Origin of the sequence: Candidatus Arthromitus sp. SFB-mouse-NL (assembly GCF_000709435.1) — a bacterium.
Classification (GTDB): domain Bacteria; phylum Bacillota; class Clostridia; order Clostridiales; family Clostridiaceae; genus Dwaynesavagella.
The window spans coordinates 1,205,581-1,226,086 of sequence record NZ_CP008713.1; the positions used below are offsets into that span (position 1 = coordinate 1,205,581).

18 protein-coding genes are annotated in these 20,506 nt (G+C 28.3%); 4 read left to right on the forward strand and 14 right to left on the reverse strand.

What is annotated here, in order from left to right; genetic code table 11:
- Positions 1 to 15 precede the first annotated feature (15 nt).
- Both purB and SFBMNL_RS05815 read right to left on the reverse strand, forming a co-directional pair.
- Positions 16 to 1,314: an adenylosuccinate lyase gene (purB, locus tag SFBMNL_RS05810; protein ID WP_042294808.1), complete on the reverse strand. Its 1,299-nt coding sequence runs from the start codon at positions 1,312 to 1,314 to the stop codon at positions 16 to 18.
- A complete protein-coding gene (locus tag SFBMNL_RS05815; RefSeq protein ID WP_042294809.1) occupies positions 1,311 to 2,369 on the reverse strand; it encodes a Gfo/Idh/MocA family oxidoreductase in 1,059 nt (352 codons plus the stop codon). The genes purB and SFBMNL_RS05815 overlap by 4 nt, the downstream gene beginning before the upstream one ends.
- 135 nt (positions 2,370 to 2,504) lie before the next feature.
- Between SFBMNL_RS05815 and SFBMNL_RS05820 the strand changes: the two genes are divergently transcribed.
- Positions 2,505 to 3,773, forward strand: coding sequence for an adenylosuccinate synthase (locus tag SFBMNL_RS05820; protein ID WP_042294810.1), 1,269 nt, complete (start codon positions 2,505 to 2,507; stop codon positions 3,771 to 3,773).
- A gap of 31 nt (positions 3,774 to 3,804) precedes the next feature.
- Positions 3,805 to 4,083 carry a glutaredoxin domain-containing protein gene (locus tag SFBMNL_RS05825; RefSeq protein WP_005805610.1) on the forward strand — a complete coding sequence of 93 codons (279 nt, stop codon included), beginning with the start codon at positions 3,805 to 3,807 and terminating at the stop codon, positions 4,081 to 4,083.
- Between the two features lie 315 nt (positions 4,084 to 4,398).
- Here SFBMNL_RS05825 and scpB read toward each other — a convergent pair whose 3' ends face one another.
- From scpB to SFBMNL_RS05870, 9 genes are all read right to left on the reverse strand, one after another.
- Positions 4,399 to 4,950 carry an SMC-Scp complex subunit ScpB gene (scpB, locus tag SFBMNL_RS05830; RefSeq protein ID WP_042294811.1) on the reverse strand — a complete coding sequence of 184 codons (552 nt, stop codon included), beginning with the start codon at positions 4,948 to 4,950 and terminating at the stop codon, positions 4,399 to 4,401.
- The gene (locus SFBMNL_RS05835; protein WP_042294812.1) at positions 4,943 to 5,704 is read right to left on the reverse strand and encodes a segregation and condensation protein A; all 762 of its coding nucleotides are present in this window, start codon (positions 5,702 to 5,704) and stop codon (positions 4,943 to 4,945) included. The genes scpB and SFBMNL_RS05835 overlap by 8 nt, the downstream gene beginning before the upstream one ends.
- A 153-nt stretch (positions 5,705 to 5,857) precedes the next feature.
- The gene (locus SFBMNL_RS05840) at positions 5,858 to 6,607 is read right to left on the reverse strand and encodes a hypothetical protein (protein ID WP_042294813.1); all 750 of its coding nucleotides are present in this window, start codon (positions 6,605 to 6,607) and stop codon (positions 5,858 to 5,860) included.
- An 18-nt stretch (positions 6,608 to 6,625) separates the two neighbouring features.
- Positions 6,626 to 7,837 carry a restriction endonuclease subunit S gene (locus tag SFBMNL_RS05845; RefSeq protein WP_042294814.1) on the reverse strand — a complete coding sequence of 404 codons (1,212 nt, stop codon included), beginning with the start codon at positions 7,835 to 7,837 and terminating at the stop codon, positions 6,626 to 6,628.
- Positions 7,838 to 7,973: 136 nt separating this feature from the next.
- A complete protein-coding gene (locus tag SFBMNL_RS05850) occupies positions 7,974 to 9,185 on the reverse strand; it encodes a D-alanyl-D-alanine carboxypeptidase family protein (protein ID WP_042294815.1) in 1,212 nt (403 codons plus the stop codon).
- Between the two features lie 90 nt (positions 9,186 to 9,275).
- Positions 9,276 to 10,580 (reverse strand): pyrimidine-nucleoside phosphorylase, encoded by a 1,305-nt coding sequence (locus tag SFBMNL_RS05855; protein ID WP_042294816.1) that lies wholly within the window; start codon positions 10,578 to 10,580, stop codon positions 9,276 to 9,278.
- A gap of 8 nt (positions 10,581 to 10,588) precedes the next feature.
- On the reverse strand, positions 10,589 to 11,761 hold the full coding sequence (locus SFBMNL_RS05860; RefSeq protein ID WP_042294817.1) for a phosphopentomutase: 1,173 nt from the start codon (positions 11,759 to 11,761) through the stop codon (positions 10,589 to 10,591).
- Positions 11,762 to 11,782: 21 nt separating this feature from the next.
- Positions 11,783 to 12,400, reverse strand: coding sequence for a stage II sporulation protein M (locus SFBMNL_RS05865; RefSeq protein ID WP_042294818.1), 618 nt, complete (start codon positions 12,398 to 12,400; stop codon positions 11,783 to 11,785).
- 83 nt (positions 12,401 to 12,483) lie between these two features.
- On the reverse strand, positions 12,484 to 13,017 hold the full coding sequence (locus tag SFBMNL_RS05870) for an NUDIX hydrolase (RefSeq protein ID WP_005805594.1): 534 nt from the start codon (positions 13,015 to 13,017) through the stop codon (positions 12,484 to 12,486).
- Positions 13,018 to 13,319: 302 nt separating this feature from the next.
- Between SFBMNL_RS05870 and SFBMNL_RS05875 the strand changes: the two genes are divergently transcribed.
- Positions 13,320 to 13,619: a hypothetical protein gene (locus SFBMNL_RS05875; RefSeq protein ID WP_005805592.1), complete on the forward strand. Its 300-nt coding sequence runs from the start codon at positions 13,320 to 13,322 to the stop codon at positions 13,617 to 13,619.
- 166 nt (positions 13,620 to 13,785) lie between these two features.
- The gene (locus SFBMNL_RS05880; RefSeq protein WP_042294819.1) at positions 13,786 to 14,589 is read left to right on the forward strand and encodes a hypothetical protein; all 804 of its coding nucleotides are present in this window, start codon (positions 13,786 to 13,788) and stop codon (positions 14,587 to 14,589) included.
- Positions 14,590 to 14,930: 341 nt separating this feature from the next.
- Here SFBMNL_RS05880 and SFBMNL_RS05885 read toward each other — a convergent pair whose 3' ends face one another.
- From SFBMNL_RS05885 to SFBMNL_RS05895, 3 genes are read right to left on the reverse strand one after another with little or no spacing between them, the layout of a single operon-like run.
- Entirely contained in the window at positions 14,931 to 18,011 is a 3,081-nt protein-coding gene (locus SFBMNL_RS05885) for an AAA family ATPase (RefSeq protein ID WP_042294820.1), read from the reverse strand.
- A gap of 16 nt (positions 18,012 to 18,027) precedes the next feature.
- Positions 18,028 to 19,188, reverse strand: a complete 1,161-nt coding sequence (locus SFBMNL_RS05890; protein ID WP_005805585.1) for an exonuclease SbcCD subunit D — start codon at positions 19,186 to 19,188, stop codon at positions 18,028 to 18,030.
- Between the two features lie 10 nt (positions 19,189 to 19,198).
- Positions 19,199 to 20,443 carry a competence/damage-inducible protein A gene (locus SFBMNL_RS05895; RefSeq protein ID WP_052341898.1) on the reverse strand — a complete coding sequence of 415 codons (1,245 nt, stop codon included), beginning with the start codon at positions 20,441 to 20,443 and terminating at the stop codon, positions 19,199 to 19,201.
- Positions 20,444 to 20,506: the final 63 nt, after the last annotated feature.

A 20,506-nucleotide genomic window follows, 5' to 3' on the forward strand; every position in this document is an offset into this window, starting at 1 on the left:
TTTCCTCCTTAAAAATTATTTCAAAATGCCAACTCTCCTTAAAATCACATCAACATTTTTCATATAATAATCAATTGTAAAACATTGCTCAATTTCATTTGGAGTTAAATGTTTCAAAATTGAAGAATCATTAAGCAACATTTCTTTGAAATCCAAATTATTTATGAAACAATGCATCGCTAAAGTTTGAATAATATCATAGGAATCTTCTCTGGATAATCCCTTATTTATCAAACTGTTCATAACTCTTTGAGAAAAAATAATACCATATGTCCTATTTATATTCTCAAGCATATTATCTTTAAATATAACTAGATTATCCAAAATATTCTTCATCCTATTTAGCATATAATCAACTAAAATTGTAGCATCAGGAAGTATTATTCTTTCCGCACTCGAATGTGAAATATCTCTCTCATGCCAGAGCTGAATATTTTCAAAAGATGTAATCATATAACCTCTCAAAACACGAGCACAGCCCGATATATTTTCACTAGAAATTGGATTCCTTTTATGTGGCATAGCACTTGATCCTTTTTGTCCATTTGAAAATCTTTCCTCAACTTCTCGGACTTCTGTCCTCTGGAGATGCCTTATCTCTATTCCAATTTTTTCAAGCGTCGAACCAATTAAAGATATTGTCGAAATATAAAATGCATGTCTATCTCGTTGAAGTGTTTGAGTTGATATATTCGATGAATTAATTCCAAGCTTATCACACACATAATCTTGTATAAATGGATCAATGTTTGCATAATTTCCAACAGCACCACTTATCTTACCAATCTCAACACCCTGTGAAGACATCTTAAACCTCTCTAAATTTCTCCTCATTTCATCATACCATAGGGCAAATTTAAGACCAAATGAAGTTATGTCTGCGTGTACACCGTGGGTTCTTCCTATACAAGGAACCCCCTTGTACTCAATAGCCCTCCTGCTTAAAACTTCCAATATCTCCTCTATATCTCTAATTATAATTTCATTTGCTTGTTTCAAAATGTATCCATATGCTGTATCAACAACATCTGTACTTGTAAGACCATAATGAACCCACTTCTTCTCTTCTCCTAAATATTCACTAAGTGCCCTCGTAAACGCAACAACGTCATGTTTCATTTCCTTCTCAAGCTCAAGCATCCTATTAACATCAATTCTACAATTCTCCCAAAGTTTCTTGATATCATCTTTAGGTATAACTCCAAGTTTACTAAAAGCTTCACTAGATAATAATTCAACTTTCATCCAAGCATTAAATTTATTTTCATTAGACCACACATCTAACATTTCTTTACGTGAATATCTTTCAATCATAATACCCTAATCCTTCGTTTTTCGATACTGCTATTTTGTGCAGTTTCAATAATTCGCATGACATCAACAGCCTCTTCTGGTTTTATAAATAAATCATCACCATTATTTATAACACGATAAATATTATCATAATATCTCCCATAATCACCTAACTCTGTTACTATCTTCTCTTCTAAAAATCCATGATCAGTAATCCTACAAAGTGTTCCAAAATATTTTTCTTCATCACGACCTAAATCTGATTTATTAGGACGCATTCCAGAAATTAATCTACTCTCCTGTAAATCATTCCCATATTTTATAAAGCTTCCCTTAGATCCATGAATCATAAAATGAGGACCAGACATAGCAACAACTTCTCCAGCTGATAACGTAATTTTCTTATCTTTATAGTACAAATACACTTGAAAATTATCAATTCCAGAAGATTCGTCACGCTGTTTTCTTAAATCTGCATACACTTCATCTGGCATTCCAAAAATACTATAAGCCTGATCAATCAAATGAACCCCAATATCATATAAGAGATCTATTCCTTTTCCACCATCAGCCTTCCATTGTTTTTTACTCTTTCCAGTTACAAATCGATCAAAATGACATTCATAGTCCAAAATTTCACCAATCAAATTTTCATCTATTATTTTCTTAACAGTTAAAAAATCTCCATCAAACCTTCTATTTTGGTAAACAGAAAGTAAAACCTTCTCATTCTTTGCAATTTCGCATAACTCTCTCGCTTCTTTGCTCGTTGATGCAATAGGTTTCTCTACAACAACATGCTTTCCAGCCTTCATAGCTTGAGATGCCATAGAAACATGATAAGGATTTGGAGTTGAAATTACAACGAGATCAATATCAGTCGTCAATAACTCTTCAAAACTCCTTACAATTTCAACTTCTGGATACTCTTGTTTTGAATTATTTGAAGTCCTTTCATAGACTTTTTTAAGATTAAATCTAGTATCTGAATGAAGAAATGGAGCCTGAAAAAACCTCCCCGATAATCCAAATCCCGCAAGACCTACACATATCCTATCATTATTAATTTTTTCCATACTACCCTCCTTAATGAACATAGATAATATTTCCTTAACTCTACGATAATTTTAACAAAAAACAAACTTAAATTCTATAATTTCTGATATACTTAACTTGAAACTAATCTTTATTTTGTGTTAGGAGTTGTTTACATGAATTCATTAGTTGTTGTTGGAACAGGATGGGGAGATGAAGGTAAAGGTAAAATTACTGATTATCTCTCAAATAAGTTTGATGTTTGTGTTAGATACCAAGGTGGAAATAATGCAGGACATACAATAAAATTCGATAATAAACATTTTGCTCTTAATTTAATACCATCTGGCATTTTTAATCCAAAAACTATTAACATATTATCAAATGGAATGGTTATAGATCTCAGCGTTCTTGTGAAAGAAATAAATTCTCTAATAGATCAAGGTATAAATTGTCAAAATCTCTACATATCAAATCGAGCACACATACTATTTCCATATCACATTGAACTTGATGAAGCATTTGAAAACTTAAAGGGAGATAACAGGGTTGGAACAACAAAGAGAGGAATCGGGCCATGCTATATTGATAAATATATGAGAATAGGTATTAGATTCGGAGATTTATTAAACAAAGACTCCTTCTACGAAAAACTTTCTTTAAACGTTGATTATGCAAACAAAATACTATCTCTATTTGGAAATAAAATTTTTGATAAAGATAAAATTTTTAATAAATACACATCTTATATAGATACAATAAAATCAAAAATAATAGATACCTCTGTATTTATAACAAACTCTTTAAATGAAAATAAAAATGTCATATTCGAAGGTGCCCAAGGTATAATGCTGTGCCTAGACCATGGAACTTATCCATACGTTACAAGCTCATCACCTTCAGCATCATCTGTTGCTCTCAACTGTGGAATCTCCCCACAATATATTCAAAAAGTTTTAGGTATAACAAAAGCATACTCAACTCGTGTTGGTGAAGGAGCATTCCCAACAGAAATATTCTGTGAAACTTCAAAAAAAATACGTAAGATTGGAAATGAATATGGAACAACAACTGGACGTGAAAGAAGAATTGGATGGCTGGATACTGTGATCTTAAAACACGGGAAAAGAGTTTCCGGAATTACAAATTTAGCAGTAACACTACTAGATGTTTTAACAGGATTTGATAAATTAAAAATCTGTGTAGCATACAACCTAGACGGTAAAAAAATAGAATTTATTCCATCAACAATAGAGGAGTTTTCTAGATGTGAGCCCATCTACATTGAATTAGACGGATGGATGGAGGATATAACACAAATAAAATCATTTGATGATTTACCAGATAACGCTAAGAAATATATAAAAACAATTGAGCTCACTACAGGAATTAAAATTTCGATAATATCTGTTGGACCAAACAGAAATCAGACTATAGAAATATAGTTTTAGATATAAACATTAGGAGGATGATTTTATGAAAAATATAAAAGTATATGGAAATGAACAATGCCCAGATTGCTCAGCATTGAAAAAAGAACTCTCAGATAAGGAAATCAAATTTGAATTTATAAACATAATAGAAAGTCTTGAAAACCTCAAAAAATTTCTACACTTTCGTGATAACTATGAAGACATATTTAATGATTGTAAATTAAATGGTAAACTAGGTATACCTTTAATTGTACTAGAAATTGATAATAAAATAAAATTATTTACTAAAAATACTAAAGAAGACTTTCTAAATCAACTCTAGCACACATTTTATTGAATAAGTTTTAAATATAAAGGACAATATAACAACAGGGCCATTTAAGATTATAAGAATTAAGTTTTATATAATGTTATACAACATTTTATAAATATAAAATTTAAGCACGTTGATTATATATTTAAACTGCAACTTATATCTTAAATGGCCATGTTAATTTTTTATTGACTTCAATACTAAATTAGTATAATAATATCTCCATAAGGAGGAGATTATTATGTCAAAATCTAACGTATTTTTTATTAGAAGATTATTATTCGCAATCATTTTCTTTTTACTTGGTTGCCTTATAGGATTTATTTAATCATCAATTTGTACATCTTCAAGAGCTGGAAGTTCTTCTAATCTTTCAATCCCAAATTGCTTTAAAAAATTATCGGTTGTTCCATATAAAATAGGACGACCTATAACTTCGAGTCTTCCAGATTCTTTTATAAGATCTTTATCTAATAAGGTTTGTATTGCCTTATCACTTCTTACACCTCTTATTTCTTCAATCTCAACTCGTGTTACAGGTTGTTTGTATGAAATTATTGACAATGTTTCTATCGCTGCCTGAGATAAAGATTGACGCTGATTAGTTTTGAGCAATTTAACTATATATTTCTCATTTTCAGGTTTTGTTCCAAACTGATATTTATCATCTATCTTAAATAATTTTAATCCCCTATTAGAATTTTCATATAACAATTCAAATTCATCCATAAGAAGTCTTACAAAGTCGATTTCCTCCCCAAGTACAACACTTATATCTTTTAAAGAAATTGGATCTCCATGTACAAATAACAATGATTCTATAGCAGAGAAAAATTTATCTTTAATCGCTTTATTCAAAATAAACCTGTCATTCATCTTCATATTCTCCATATTCCATACTATTTTTTTCCAATATGATATCAGTAAATTTACCAACTTGTATAATTTTAAAATAATTTTGTTTAACTAGTTCCAGTATTGCAATGAAAATAATAATTATCTCCACTTTATCGATACATGGCTTAATTATTTCATTAAACCTTAAAACAACCCCAGAAGTGTTTTTCAAATCCCGTATTTTATCCTCAACTCTAAACTTATCCAAATAAATATTATTTTGTATAGGATTAATATTGTTTTGCTTCTCTATATAAGAGTTAATCAGTTTCTTATACTTCTCATAAAAATACAATATATCTATATCTTTAAATATTTGATTTAAATCAACGACTTCATCTTTTGGCTGATCGATTATTTCAGGCTTTTTAAAATATGCATTTCCCTGATCCTGATATCTAGATAGCAACATCTCCGATACCCTTTTAAATTTTTTATATTCTATGAGCCTATCAAATAATAAATCTGTTGATACTTCCTCTTTCTCTTCTTCATTCACTTTGTTTAACTTTTGTGGAACAAGATGACGAGACTTCATTTCAATAAGTGTTGCGGCCATAACAATAAACTCTGATGCAATATCAAGATCAAGTTCCTTCATTTCATTTATGTAATCTATGTACTGGATGGTTATATCATAGATATTTATATTATAAATACTCATCTTATTTTTTTTTATAAGATGTAACAACAGGTCAAATGGACCTTCAAAGTTTTCAATTTTTATATCCATTACTTAATACCCAATATTTTTTAAATTTTACTTAATTAAATACTATCACATATCCTCATATCGAGTAAATTCTTCAAAAGATAAACTAACTCTTTTTAAGTTCTTCAAAATTCAAAAGCTTGTCCTTAAAATGGTGAGATTTAAATTTTAAAGTTATAATCCTCTCAAGTATCCTTCCTTATAATAATCTTTTTCAAGTGTACCCACATAATTGGAATGTATATTTTTCTTTTCTCGTTCCCAACTATATCGATAATTAGAATATCCATCAATATAATTCAAATATTCATCCACTTTCCCTAAAGCATTTGAAACTTTATTAAGCTGATTAAATAATACTGTTTTAACCGGCTCATCTATAGAAGTAATCATTTTATTTTCATTAAACCCATTCTGCAAATTAACTATTTTCGCATCTAAAATTGCATTATTCAACATAAGGTTCCCCACCGTAACCTTAATAATATCTGGTCCTATTTTCATACAAAACCTTTGATGCATTTTTTTAAACATATTTTTCTTAATAAATGGTGTATAATCAACACTCTTTAATACATTAACCTGACATCGAATATTTTCTGATCTTTGATCTAATAAATTAGCAGGAATAGAGACTCTCGTGTTTTTTTGATACTCGATTATGTTTTGTTCCATTAAAAATAATTCCATATATAAATAAACTGTTTGATAAAAAATATATCCCTCAACGCTCTTCTTTCCCGTAATGTATTTTTGTATCTCAGACATTAAAACAACAAGAACACTTGTAAATATTCCTATAGATATTGTAAAAATAAAATCATTTATAAAATTTATTGGAATTAAATAAGATACAATGCTTGCCATCAAGGATATAATTGAAACAACTATAGTAAATTTTATTAATTTAACAGTTCCTTCCACTCGTATCACCCTTTCTGTTTATTTCTCAAGTTCTTTAAAAGTCAAAAGCTTGTCCCTATAATACTCATATTGTTTCTTCCTCTCATCAATCTCTGCTGGAAGTCCTTCAGATATATCATTACACAATTTATCAAACTTATCGAGTATTGAAACTATTCTTTCTTGTTCTGGAAGTGGTGGAAGAGGTATTAATATATTTCCTATTGATTCAGCATTTGTGTGAACTACTTTACTTTTAACTTTGCCTTTCATTTTTTGTTTTTTTGCATCTTCAGTTGAAAGAAAATACGATAAATATTTTGGATTTTGATTATGTTTCAAAATCAAAATATCCCCACCAGCTAATACTTTTTCATTTCCAATATAAGCAGTAGACTTTCCAATCTCTTCAACACTTTCACCTGTAATAGCAAATAATATATCTCCATATTCTATATATTTTTTATTTTTTACTTGATTTTCATTAGTAAAAGATTTACATTTTTCAAAATGTATACCATACTCTGTATAAATTTCACCATATCTTACACACGGTGTTCCATCATTTGTTAAATCATCTCTTTTTATTCCGTTACCTCTAAATAATTTAATAGCAACATCTTTCAATTTTACTCTTTCAACCTCATCACCAAAAGTAAGCAAACTATCTCTATAGAATTCATATTGTTTTTTTCTTGCTGTAAGCTCTGCTGTAAGCTCTGTAAACGAATCTAAAATATGTACAATCTCTTCTTGTATTTCTAATGGTGGGATTGGAATTTTAAATTTTGTAAACTCTTCTTTAGTAATTGTTTTCAATGTACTTCCCCTAGCAGTTTTCTTTTCATAATCAAACTTTTGTTTTAATTGATAAGCAAAATATTTCTTATTTATATCTATTTTATAATCTTGGAACAATGCTAGCGTCCTATCTATATAACAATCATATTGAGTTATAGCAACTCTTCCAATCGTTCCTTGCAAAGTAACTATAACTGTTCCCCTTTTAACAAAAACACTTTTTTCTATTGCAATAGTTGATATTTTATGTCTTGTATTTGCTACTAAATTAAAATTATCATCTACATCTGCTACTTGTACAAATGGCATAGAATTTTCCCCTCCATACCATTTAGCATTTCCATAAGGTTGCGGAAATGCACCTCTCCTAAAATTTGCAACTTCTCCCAACTCTTTCCACTCAACACCATCAGGACAAAGTCTTTCTATTAACTCTTCAATTTTACTCATCATTTTTTACCCCTCATACAATTAAGTACATTACATTATAACTATAAACTATAAAAGATGTAAAATTAATAACTAAATTATAAAAAGGGATAGCTTAATTAGCTATCCCTTTTTTACTTAACTTTACTCTAAGGTCTTATTTATTATTTTCTTCCTGCTTACTTGAATTTTCCTCAACGTTTGAATTATCTTCTACCTTATCGCCCTTCTTAAAGATTGAAAATAATTTATCGAATACACTACTATTTTTCATATCACGATCACTATATACTTCCACTCTTCCAGCTTCTTTCCCATCAATTAAGAATATAGCTGTTCCCATAATATCTCCCTGCTTAATGTTCTTTTTACTCTTATCCACTTCAAGCTTAGTTGTTATTTTAAGCTCATTTGCTTTTTCTACAACCAGACTCAATGGTTGAGCTGCTTTTAAAATTATAAAATTATCTTTATTATTTCCTAATTGAAGTTTAGAAATTTCAGAATCTTGTTGTATTACTTCTTTTCTTTCAAACAATGAAAATCCATAATTTAAAAGCATACTTGCATCTCTATTTCTTATTTTATAAGTTGGAGCTCCCATTATTATACATAACATTCTAACACCATTTCTTTGTGCTGTAGCAGAAATACAATACTTAGCTTCATTAGTAAATCCAGTTTTTAACCCATCACATCCATTAAAAAATCTAACGAGTTTATTATGATTAACAAGCTCTATTGGAGTTTTTCTATTTGTAGAAATTGTTTCCATATATGTACCACTATACTTCAATATAGTTTCATGCTTTAATAACTCTCTAGACATAATTGAAATATCGTAAGCTGTTGTCAAATGATTCTCTGTAGGCAGTCCTGTAGGGTTTTGAAATGTTGTATCTTTCATTCCAAGCTCTCTTGCCCTATCATTCATCTTCTTAACAAAATTTTCAACCGATCCACCTAGATATTCAGCAAGTGCAACAGCTGCATCATTACCAGATGCTATTGCAACACCTTTCAATAAATCTTCAACAGTTCTCAACTCACCTGCCTCTAATAGCATAGTGCTTCCACCCATCTTCTGGGCATTTTCTGTAACTGTCACGACATCATCCAATTTTATTTTTCCACTATCAACAGCCTCCATTGTTAAAAGCATTGTCATTACTTTTGTAACTGAAGCTGGGGCAAACTTTTCTTTTGAATTTTTATCAAATACAATCTTTCCCGTTTCAACTTCCATTAATATAGCCGAACGTGCTTCTACATCCGTTCCATTACTTGTATCATTTATAGCATGAACTGGCAAACAACCAACTATAAAGGAAAATAACACACCAAATAAAACCGATTTAAATATTCTCATGAATATCCTCCCTTTGATATAAAAAAATAACCATACAAATATAATCACCAATTTTTGTGAAAATATTTAATATGGTTATAATGTTAAATATTATTTTATAATTTTATATATTAATTCACTCTTCGTTTGTTTTTGTTCAGAAATATTAATATTTTTATTAAGATGCTCCATTATCATGTCAATATTTCCATAATTATTATGATGAATTTGGCATATTACATCTCCAGCTCTAACATAATCAGAAACCTTTTTCTCAAAAATCAATCCAACAGATGGATCAATAATACTTTCCTTAGTTTCTCTTCCAGCACCTAAAAGCATTGCGACTTTTCCTATTTCCTGTGCATTTATTGAACTTATATATCCTTCCTCTTTCGCAACAAATATATCAATATTGCTCGCTTTTCTATATTCAGAAATATTATCTATTACTGATAATTTCCCTTTTTGACACTCTATCCACTCTCTAAACTTTTTATAGGCACTTCCATCATTTATACTTTTTAAAACAATCTCTCTCGCCTCTTCTATTGAATTCGACTTCTTACCCAAATAAACCATAATAGAAGATATAGTTAAACAAACCTCTACTAAATCCTTTGGTCCATTTCCCTTTAATACTTCGATGGCTTCTCTAACCTCAATAATATTTCCAATTCCAAATCCGAGTGGCTCATCCATACTAGAAATTATACAAATCGTTGTCCTATTTAAACTATTTCCAATACTAACCATAGTTTTCGCAAGAATTTCAGCATCTTCAATAGTTTTCATAAAAGCTCCACTTCCAACTTTTATATCGAGAACTATCGCATCAGCACCCGATGCTATTTTCTTACTCATTATACTGGCTGCAATTAGAGAGATATCATCAACAGTTGATGTTACATCTCGAAGAGCATATATTTTTTTATCTGCTGGAGCTAATTCATCCGTTTGCCCAGATATAACAATTCCATGCTTTTTAACATAAGATTTAAACTCATCAATTGTCATATCAGTCTTAAATCCTTCAATAGATTCGAGCTTATCAATTGTTCCTCCTGTAAAACCAAGTCCCCTTCCACTCATCTTGGCAACTGGTATACCACAAGATGCAACTATAGGAGCAACAACTAAAGAAACTTTATCTCCAACTCCACCAGTTGAATGCTTATCAACTTTCACTCCTTCTATATCGCTCAAATCTAAAGTTTGACCAGAATATGCCATAGCAAGAGTTAAATTAGCAGTTTCATTAGGCGTCATCTTGTTTATGAACATTGCCATAAGAAGTGCAGATGCCTGATAGTCTGGAATATTACCATTTGTGTATTCATTTACAAAATAATGTATTTCTTCTTTTGATAGCTCTAATCCTTTCTTCTTCTTATCAATAATATCTATAATTTTCATACTGTCACCTAACAATCACTTATAATATCACATTTAAAACTCTTACCATGTAGATCATTACCTATCCCAAACACATCTAAAATTGTCTTCCCTATATCAGAAAAGCTTTCTCTTAAACCAAGATTTGAAACTTTTATATTTTTACCATAAACAATTAATGGAATTTGCTCTCTTGTATGATCAGTCCCAGGTGTTGTTGGATCACATCCATGATCTGCTGTTAATATTAACAAATCTTCTTCTTTCATATTATCTATTATTTCTGGCAATTTTGAATCAAATTCTGATATAGCATTTGCATATCCCTCAACATCATTCCTGTGACCATACATCATATCAAAATCAACCAAATTCGTAAATATCAGACCATTAAAATCCTTCCTCATTAACTCAATTGTTTTATTGATGCCATCAAGATTATTCACAGTTTTAAATTTATCAGTAATACCAGATCCATTAAATATATCATATATCTTACCAATGCTTATAACATCTTTTCCATTCTCTTTCATATAATCAAGCATTGTCTTCCCTGGGGGATCTATAGCATAATCATGCCTGTTAGCAGTTCTCTTAAATGCACCAACTTCTCCAATAAAAGGTCTAGCTATTACCCTTCCTACCAAATTATCTCCAACGAGCATATCTCTCGCAATTTCACACATTTTATAAAGTTCATCTACAGATATAATTTCTTCATGAGCTGCAATTTGAAAAACAGAATCTGCAGAAGTATACAAAATAGGACTTCCTGTTTTCATATGCTCTTCTCCAAGTCTTTCTATAATTTCAGTGCCTGAAGCAACACAATTACCTATAACTTTTCTCCCTATTTTACTCTCAAATTCATCTATAATTTCTTTAGGAAATCCATTTGGAAAAGTCCTAAGAGGAGTTATTGTTAAAACACCTGCTATTTCTAAATGTCCTGTAATAGTATCTTTACCTCGTGATAATTCATTACATACACCGACAGATGCAATTTGTCCACCTTCGCTGCTCAAATTTAAAGATCCTATCCTACCCAAACCTAATTTCTTAAAATTTTCTATAGATATGTTACTAGCTTTTTCTATTATGTGTCGAAATGTATTACATCCTTTATCTCCGTATTCATGAGAATCATGCATTTCTCCAACGCCTAAACTATCTAAAATTATTAAAATAACCCTTTTGATCACAAATTTTCACCTCGTATTCGTTTAAAATATCAATTTTATTATAAATGGTGTTAATAAACATTTAAACAACAAAGCAATTAAAACACTAAATATTATGAACAAAATCAGAAATCTTAATGTAATTGAGTTATCATTTGAAGAAAATCTTCCCTTAAATCTAGTTCTCGATATTCCCCTCGATATACTCTTAACACACAACAATATGTAAAGAAAAATAATCAACACATTAGGCACTATTATCGTAAAAATCGTTAACAATATACCTTTAAACTCAAAATTTGTTAATAAAAACGTAGTCGTAAATCCTAAAGTAAATCCTTTTAAAGACAAAGTAACTAAACTTATTGGTGAAAACATAATGCTCGTACTAAATAACACAAAAATAGCTATAGGCACAATAAGCACAAGCGAGCTAAATCTAAGATTATTTAAAAAACTAAATTCTCCTTCTTTAACCACTTTCATATACTCTATAAAATCATTTCTAATATACGAAACAAGTTCGGAATCTAAATAGGTAAATAAATAAACTCCAATCAAAAATCCACATAGTAAAAATAATAAAACCATCATATAAATAATAAAATTTTTACTATAATTCTCCTTTAATCCAACTGTCAGTGTTCTACTTTTTACCATATCTTCTCATCCCCCTTTGTTAAATAAGTATGAGAAAAATATTTTTTATATTCTAAATAAAAAAATAAATTTTTGATTGTTTTTTATTTTTTCATAATTTCAAATAATTTTATTCCACTTATAGTTTTACTATCTAATATTTCACCTCTTGATATCATAAGATTTACTTCATCAAGTGTAAACTCACAGACATTTATAAATTCATCTTCATCTCCACCCTTCACTCCAACATTTAAATTTTTCGCAAAATAGAAATGCATAACTTCATCACAAAATCCTGGAGTCATAGCAACCTTCCCTAAAAACTCAACATCACTTGATGTATATCCCGTTTCTTCTTCAAGTTCTCTAATCGCACATCTTAAAGGATCTTCATTTAGCTCAAGTTTCCCTGCAGGAATTTCAAGCAAAACTTTATCAACTGGTTTTCTAAATTGTTCAACAAATAGTATTTTTTCATCTTGCGTAACTGCAATAATTGCTACAGCCCCACAATGCCTTACAATATCTCTTGTCGATGTATTTCCATCTGGAAGTAATACGCTCAGCTTTTCAACTGTAAAAAAATTCCCATTATATATTTCTTTCTTAAATAGAGTTTTTTCAAATAAATCCATAACCTTTCCTCCTTACAAATTTTATTAAATAAAAATGGCATAGTCAAAAACTACACCATAGTCAAAACACAATTATAAAATTAAAATGCTTAAAAAATTCAAATATTTAAACCTATATTATTTCTAACAAAAGCTACACCATTTAATTAAAAATTAAAACCCTATCGTCACAGTAACATTCCTAATAATTATTTGTCAATATCTAAATTTATTATTTTATTAATTATAAATAATCTAATTGAATAGTATTCATCTATATAATATAATTTGTTAACATTTATTTTTAAATTTAGTAGTAGATAATGTTGAAAATATTTTTAAAAAATTTTTTAAAATACCTTTCATTTTCACTACTAATAATATTTGTATTATCAGGATGTGCTAGCAATAATTCCCAAAATAATAATAGCGCCGTATCTAATAACACTGAACAACAAAACAAACAATCTGAATCTGCAATTATAAATATCGATGAAACATTAAATAAATTTCTTAATGGACTTGAAGAAAAGATAGTGAAAAATTGGCCTAAAATGAATGAAATTTGGCCAGGATTAGATTATACTAAAAATAATGCTATTAATAATGCTATCAGTAAATAAAAATAGTCTAAAGGATACGAATGGTACTCATAAATTCATAAATGATACTTATGGACTCATAACTCACGAATTAGTTCATTTTTACTATCAAAATGATTTAAGTGTAAAAGAAGGATCCCGTAATCAGTAATATCCTTTAAAATATGAACCAAGACTTTATAAAACCATGATATATAGAAACTTGGCAAATGCTATTATATCAAATGATGATGCAACTTCTCAAAATTACATACAAAAGGCAGCTTACTGGTACAATAAATGGAAAAATGAATACGAAGATGAATTCAATTATATTAGAAGTACAGATATTATTGAAGGACATGCAGAATATATTGGCGTCCTTAGTAATTTTATAGGTGATGGTATTACTAAAGATGATATTATCAAAACAGTATATCCAGATGCTATTTTAAAAACTTTAGGAACAGATAGCTATAGCTTAAGTTTTATTTCTCTTACATTATTAGATAAATATAACCCTAACTTCAAAAATACTTTCTTTGAAACTAAAAAATCTCCTATAGAATTATTATTAGATGGCGTTACTGAAATTGAAGATACTATAGATAATAAATTAGTAGATGAATTAAAAAAACAACTTGATTCATTAAATGATCAGGTTAAAATACAAATTGAAAATATTATTACCTCATTAGATGATAAAAATATACCTTATTTAAAAATTGATCCAGAATACATAGTAGGTAGTATTGCTTTAAGTGGATTTTTCTTATATAATAAAAATGATATTTACGCTGAATTTTCTGCAAATTATGAGCAAGACTCATCCAATACCTTAAATGTTGATAATCTTAGCATTTTAAGTAAAGATGGTTTTGATATTATTCCTCTAACTGAAGAATTTGAAATAAAAGATGACATAATAATTCTAAAAAGTGATAAGTTAAAAGGAACCTTAAAAATAACTACTTCCACTGAAGATGGAAGGACGGTTTATACCTCTAAATAATTTTGACTATTTACCAAATTATTTGGTAAATAGTCATTTTTTCTATATTTAAAAATTTAATTAACTATAACCTAACTGTTATTTTTAATATACAATAAATATCATTTAAAAAAACTTCAAATACAAATAAAAAAATATAATAATTCCCTAAGAAATTATTATATTTTTTACAAATGCTATCTTAAGTTTATCATTAAAAATGGTGCTATTAATTAATAAAATAAACCCTTAAAATTAAGAGGATAAGAAAATTAATTAATATATTTTTTAAAAGGAGTTCATTATTATTATTACACATTTTAAGTAATTTATACATATTAATTTGAACTTTCCTATTCCCCCTATAAATCCGTTTTTATTCTACTACCATTACTTGAATCTATCACTTCTATTTTAGATCTTATAAAATCTTTTAGTTCCTGAACGTGTGAAATTATTCCAATAAGTTTTGACTCATCATTAGCTTCGATTAAACACTCAAGAGCATTTTGTAGTGAATCAGAATCTAAAGATCCAAATCCCTCATCAATAAATAAAGTATCTATTGAAACTCCTCCCGAATATCTTTGTATAACATCTGATAATCCTAAAGCCAAAGCAAGTGATGCTTGAAAACTTTCTCCCCCAGAAATTGCATTAACTTTCCTCTCTTGAGATGTCCTATTATCAAATACACTTATCTCTAAACCCTGTTGAGATCTCATATCTGTATTCTCTTTTAAATGTCTAAATAAAAATCTTCCATTTGTTAATTTTAAAAGTCTAATATTAGCGGTATATATTATCTCTTTGAAATAAATACCCAGTATGTATCTCTCAAAACTAATTTTATATTTATTAATTCCATTTGCAATTTTGTTTAACTCGTTTAAATTTATCCTTAAATTTTCAAAATTTGATATATCTTTATTTATCGATAAAATGCTTCCATATACATTTTCAAGTAAAGATTTATTCTGACAATATTTTATCTCCAATTCCTCAACTTCTTTTAATTTATCATTCAAATCTTTTAAATGTATTGATAACTCTTCTTTAGTTTTATATGGTGAAGATGATATGTCTTTCTCTAGTTGTATTATTTTTAAATTAATATTTCTAAATTCTTCTCTTTTATCTTCTATAAATTTAGTTCTCTCATTAAATTCACTCTCTGATATCTTAAATTTTTTATATTCATCTATATCCTTAAATCCATTTTCTTTAAGTGACTCCATAAATATTTCATAACTTGTCTTAATTCTAAAATTTAAATCTTCTATGTCTCTGTTCTTTATATCAAATTTAGATTGAAATTTTAATATCTCATTATTACATTTAGTTATATTTGAATTTATGACTTCCCTCTTGTTTATTAAACTTTTCAAATAGTTGTTTGTTTGTTCTAATGTATCTAGATAATCATTTATTGATGAAATATTATACTTCAATAATCTTGATGTTTTATCATTTAAAATTATTTTTAGTGCTGATATATTACTCTGCTTTTGTATATAATCTTTTTCAATCTGATCAAAATTTAATTTTCCCTCTTTGATTTTACTTTCTATATTTGTAATTTCTTCTTGAAGTTCAACTAACTTATTATTTATATCTCTACTATTATTCAGTGAATTTCTCAATGAAAGCACTTTTAACTTAACTCTTGATATAGTATCCTCACATAATTCAAACTCTTTGAAACTTATAAACTCATCAGTTTTATCCTTCTTTAAAACGTCCTCATATATTTCTCTTATCCTATCTTCTTTAGATTTAACATCCTTGTTTAAGTTGATTTTTAGAGTTACTGTCTCCTCAAGTTCTTTTTTTATCATTAAAATTTCATTCCTTAATTCTTTCAATGATTCTTCATTTACGCTGACATCAACGAGATTTGCTTTATTAGGATGAATCGTTGATCCACAAACAATACAAGGACATCCATCTTCAAGTTTATTTGCAAGGAATCCAGCCTGATTTCTAAAATAAATATCTTCGCTTAATGAAAGTTCTCTTGTCTTATTTTCATATAAGTCAAAAATCTTATTATACTTACTTTCACATTTTTCACATTCAATATTCAATTTTTCATAAATCTTAAGTTCACTCTCATACTTAAGAAGTCCTTCTTTAATTCCTTCTAAATTTAATAAATCACTTTCTATGTATAAAATTTTCTCTTTTATATCCTTATGCTCTATACTAAAACTTAAAATTTGATTATACCTACGATCAAATATTTCTAATTCTTTTTTTATAGATTCCTTGTTATCATCAAAATCTAACAATTCTTTCTCTAAATCTTTAATTTTAAATTCATGTTTTTGTTTCTCTTCTACAGTATTCTTTAAAGATTCAAGATCTATTATTTTACTTTTAAGATTTTCAATCTCAATATCATAAGATTTAGTTTCTTCAAACTCTTTATTTAAAACATCTAGATTATTTTTATGGAAATTGAGATCAAAAATTATTTTCTCAATCTCTTTTTCATATCCGTCTCGTGTATCTTTAAAATTTTCTAAAACTTTCTCTTTATCTCTTATTAAAAATGTTTTTTTAACCTTATCTAAAAAATTTCCCTCATCCTTTAATGAACTAATATCAAATGATGATAACTCATTTTTTCTAGCTATCAAAGAATTAAAACTATCAAAAAAATTATTATTACGTAAAATTTCATTTTTGTAATATTCTTTCTTAGGTTTTAATTCCTTTAATTTATTGTCATAAATTTCTACTTCTTTACTTAAAACGTCTAATACCTGATTTATTGTTAAATCTTCATAAGATATTAATTTTATAGAATTGATTGAATCCAAAAGTCCTCTTATCCTTTGATCAAAATTATCAAACTTTTTTTCATATTCAGATGCTCTCTCTTTTAAAGTATTTTGAATATTTTCAAACTCCATCGTATTAAATATCTTTCTGTATATACTTTCCCTATTCCTCGAATCTGCAGATACAAGGTCTCTAAATTCACCTTGAGCAATCATAACAATTTGTTTAAATTGTGAATGATCAATACCTAAAATATTTTTGATTTCTTGATTAACATTCTTAATCCCACTTACTACTTCATTACCTATTAAAATTTCTGCCTTAGCTCTTTGTAAAATCTCTTTTCCTCGTGAAATTTTAAATTGTTCAGGTGATCTCGTTATTATATAATCTTTATTTCTATGAGAAAATTCAAACTTAACATATGTAATATCCTCTCTACTCGCAAATTGGCTTCTTAGTGTATCAATCTCTCTATATTGACCACTTACATCTCCGAATAAAGCATAGCATATTGCATCAAATATCATAGTTTTCCCACTACCTGTATTCCCAGTAATCAAAAATAACCTATTATCAAAAAATTTCCTAAAATCTATTGTTTCTTTTCCTTTATATGGTCCAAATGCTTGTACAGTTAACTTTATTGGAATCATAAAAATTCCCTCCTAGTTATTCATCTAAGATATTTACTTTCTTTATAACATCTTTCAAAATATCTCTTTGAACATGATTGAGTTCCTTATCTGTCATGCTCTTATAAAACATTTCGAATAATTCAAAAGGAGATTTTAATATAATATCTGAATTACTTATCTCCTCATCATTCCCATCACCAAAACTACTATCTCTAAATTTAATCTCCATAAAATTTTTATAAATCTTTCTAATTCTAGTTGCGGGATCTCTAACCCCAATAGAATCATGAAGAATTATTCTAAAGTAATCATCAAGATTATAATTCTTATAAAATTCTTCACTCGTTATAGTATCAATATATCCTTCTATTTCTCTCATGTCATGTTTAAGTCTAAGTTCAACTTGATTTATTCTAACATCACCTTTATCTCCCAAGTCAACAATTGTTACACTCTTTTTATGATTCATCTCTGAAAATGAATACTTCACTATAGAACCTGAATACCTTATATGATCCAAAATAACTTTTTGATTTGCATGAAGATGTCCAAGTGCTACATAATCAAAATTTTTAAGTATAGATGCATCCATAACATCTTGTCCACCTATCGATAATCTTCTTTCGGAATCACTTTCAATCATCTTATCTCCATCTTTATTAGAAAAATATCCATGAGCTATAAATATATTCCTCTTGCTGTAATCAACATCCATACCTTCTATTATCCTAATTAAAGCATCATTAGATGTCTTAATTGAAGAATCATTAAATAAGTGCTTTATATGAACCTCATCAAAATATGAAATAGGATAAAAGTTAACATCTCCAAACACATCCTTTAAAGATATTTTGCTAACCTTACCCTCAAATTTTCCTTCTATATAAATTCCTGAATTAACTAAAAATTCCTTAACAAAAGATATTCTATCTGCACTATCATGATTTCCCGCTATCAAAATCACTTTAGCTCCACATTCATTCACTATTTTAACCAATACATCATTTAAAAGTTTTATAGCATGTGTATCTACAATGGCTTTATCATACAAATCTCCTGCAATAATTACAACATCAATTTTTTCTCTCTTTATAATGTTACAAATTTGATCTAAAACATATCTTTGGTCATCAAGCATATTAAAATCATTGACCTTTTTCCCAATATGCCAATCTGAAGTATGTAATATCTTCATAGTTTCCTCCTTAAAGTTCCATATTTTTCAAGATATCATATGCAAAAACAAGTGCATCAAAAGTCGTTCTCTCACGAATTCTCATTCTATCTCCTATAATATTAAGCTCCTTTACATACACTTCTCCGAGAACACAAACAGCTATATAAACAAGTCCTGGCTTTTTTCCTTCACTTTCGCTTGGCCCTGCAACTCCTGTCGTTGAAATACTAACATGACATCCCGTCTTATTTAAAACTCCAAGAGCCATCTCTCTTGCAGTATTACTACTCACTGCTCCAAATTTCTCAAGAGTTTCATATTTTACAAAAAGATTCTTCATTTTAGACTCATTAGAATAAGTAACAAAAGATTCTCCAAAAAACTCAGATGCTCCACTCAAATTTGCAAATCTTGAAGATAGCATTCCCCCTGTTAAGGATTCTCCAAATGAAATCCTAAAATTTCTTTTTTTAAGTTCTGAGCAAAGAAGCTCTTCTATATTAGATTCTCCCTCTGCATATATAAATTGCCCAACTCTTTTATAAATCTCATCTTTTAATTCAGATATAAGCCTTCTTCCTTCATCATCATCTTTACACTTAGTTGTAATTCTCAAAACTAAATCGTCTTCTTTAACATAAGGAGCAAGTGTTTGATCACTTCTATTAAATAAATCACTTAAAATTCCATTTATATCTCCTTCATTTACCCCATACAATCTTAAAAATTCTGAATAATACTTATATCCTGACTTTTTTTCCAAATATGGTTTAACCGAATCATTAAACATCTCATAAAGTTCACTAGGAGGCCCTGGAAGGTTAATTATAATTTTATCTTCATTCTCTATTATGATTCCAGGAGCTGTGCCTTTTGAATTTTTCATAACTATCGATTCTTCTGGAACATAGCTCTGCTTTAAGTTTGCTTCTGTGAGATTCTCCCTAGAAGACTTAACAAATTTTTCAATATTTTTCAAACTCTCCTCATGGGATACAAGTTTACGGTTAAAATACTCAGATGTACATTCCTTTGTAATATCATCATCTGTAGGTCCAAGCCCACCAGATGTTATTATCAAATTCATTCCCCTATTAAAAGAGTTCTCCATAGCAAGAGTAAGTCTTTCAAAATTATCTCCTACAACTGTATGATAATAAACATCAATTCCAATTTCTGCTAAAGACTTGGTGATAAAATGAGAATTAGTATTTACAATATCACCAAGTAAAAGTTCAGTACCAACGCAAATAATTTCACATTTCAAATCCATAATATACCCCCGAGATAAAATTTAATTTTATTATATCATCAATTTATAACAAAAAAATAATGG

Coding starts and splice junctions, on each gene's coding strand:
- SFBMNL_RS05865 (WP_042294818.1), bottom strand. CDS start 12,400: ATGGTAAAAAGTAGAACACTGACAGTTGGATTAAAGGAGAATTATAGT.
- SFBMNL_RS05820 (WP_042294810.1), top strand. CDS start 2,505: ATGAATTCATTAGTTGTTGTTGGAACAGGATGGGGAGATGAAGGTAAA.
- SFBMNL_RS05815 (WP_042294809.1), bottom strand. CDS start 2,369: ATGGAAAAAATTAATAATGATAGGATATGTGTAGGTCTTGCGGGATTT.
- SFBMNL_RS05855 (WP_042294816.1), bottom strand. CDS start 10,580: ATGAAAATTATAGATATTATTGATAAGAAGAAGAAAGGATTAGAGCTA.
- SFBMNL_RS05845 (WP_042294814.1), bottom strand. CDS start 7,837: ATGAGTAAAATTGAAGAGTTAATAGAAAGACTTTGTCCTGATGGTGTT.
- SFBMNL_RS05850 (WP_042294815.1), bottom strand. CDS start 9,185: ATGAGAATATTTAAATCGGTTTTATTTGGTGTGTTATTTTCCTTTATA.
- scpB (WP_042294811.1), bottom strand. CDS start 4,950: ATGAATGACAGGTTTATTTTGAATAAAGCGATTAAAGATAAATTTTTC.
- SFBMNL_RS05895 (WP_052341898.1), bottom strand. CDS start 20,443: ATGGATTTGAAATGTGAAATTATTTGCGTTGGTACTGAACTTTTACTT.
- SFBMNL_RS05890 (WP_005805585.1), bottom strand. CDS start 19,188: ATGAAGATATTACATACTTCAGATTGGCATATTGGGAAAAAGGTCAAT.
- purB (WP_042294808.1), bottom strand. CDS start 1,314: ATGATTGAAAGATATTCACGTAAAGAAATGTTAGATGTGTGGTCTAAT.
- SFBMNL_RS05870 (WP_005805594.1), bottom strand. CDS start 13,017: ATGGATTTATTTGAAAAAACTCTATTTAAGAAAGAAATATATAATGGG.
- SFBMNL_RS05875 (WP_005805592.1), top strand. CDS start 13,320: ATGTTGAAAATATTTTTAAAAAATTTTTTAAAATACCTTTCATTTTCA.
- SFBMNL_RS05880 (WP_042294819.1), top strand. CDS start 13,786: ATGATATATAGAAACTTGGCAAATGCTATTATATCAAATGATGATGCA.
- SFBMNL_RS05825 (WP_005805610.1), top strand. CDS start 3,805: ATGAAAAATATAAAAGTATATGGAAATGAACAATGCCCAGATTGCTCA.
- SFBMNL_RS05885 (WP_042294820.1), bottom strand. CDS start 18,011: ATGATTCCAATAAAGTTAACTGTACAAGCATTTGGACCATATAAAGGA.
- SFBMNL_RS05835 (WP_042294812.1), bottom strand. CDS start 5,704: ATGGATATAAAAATTGAAAACTTTGAAGGTCCATTTGACCTGTTGTTA.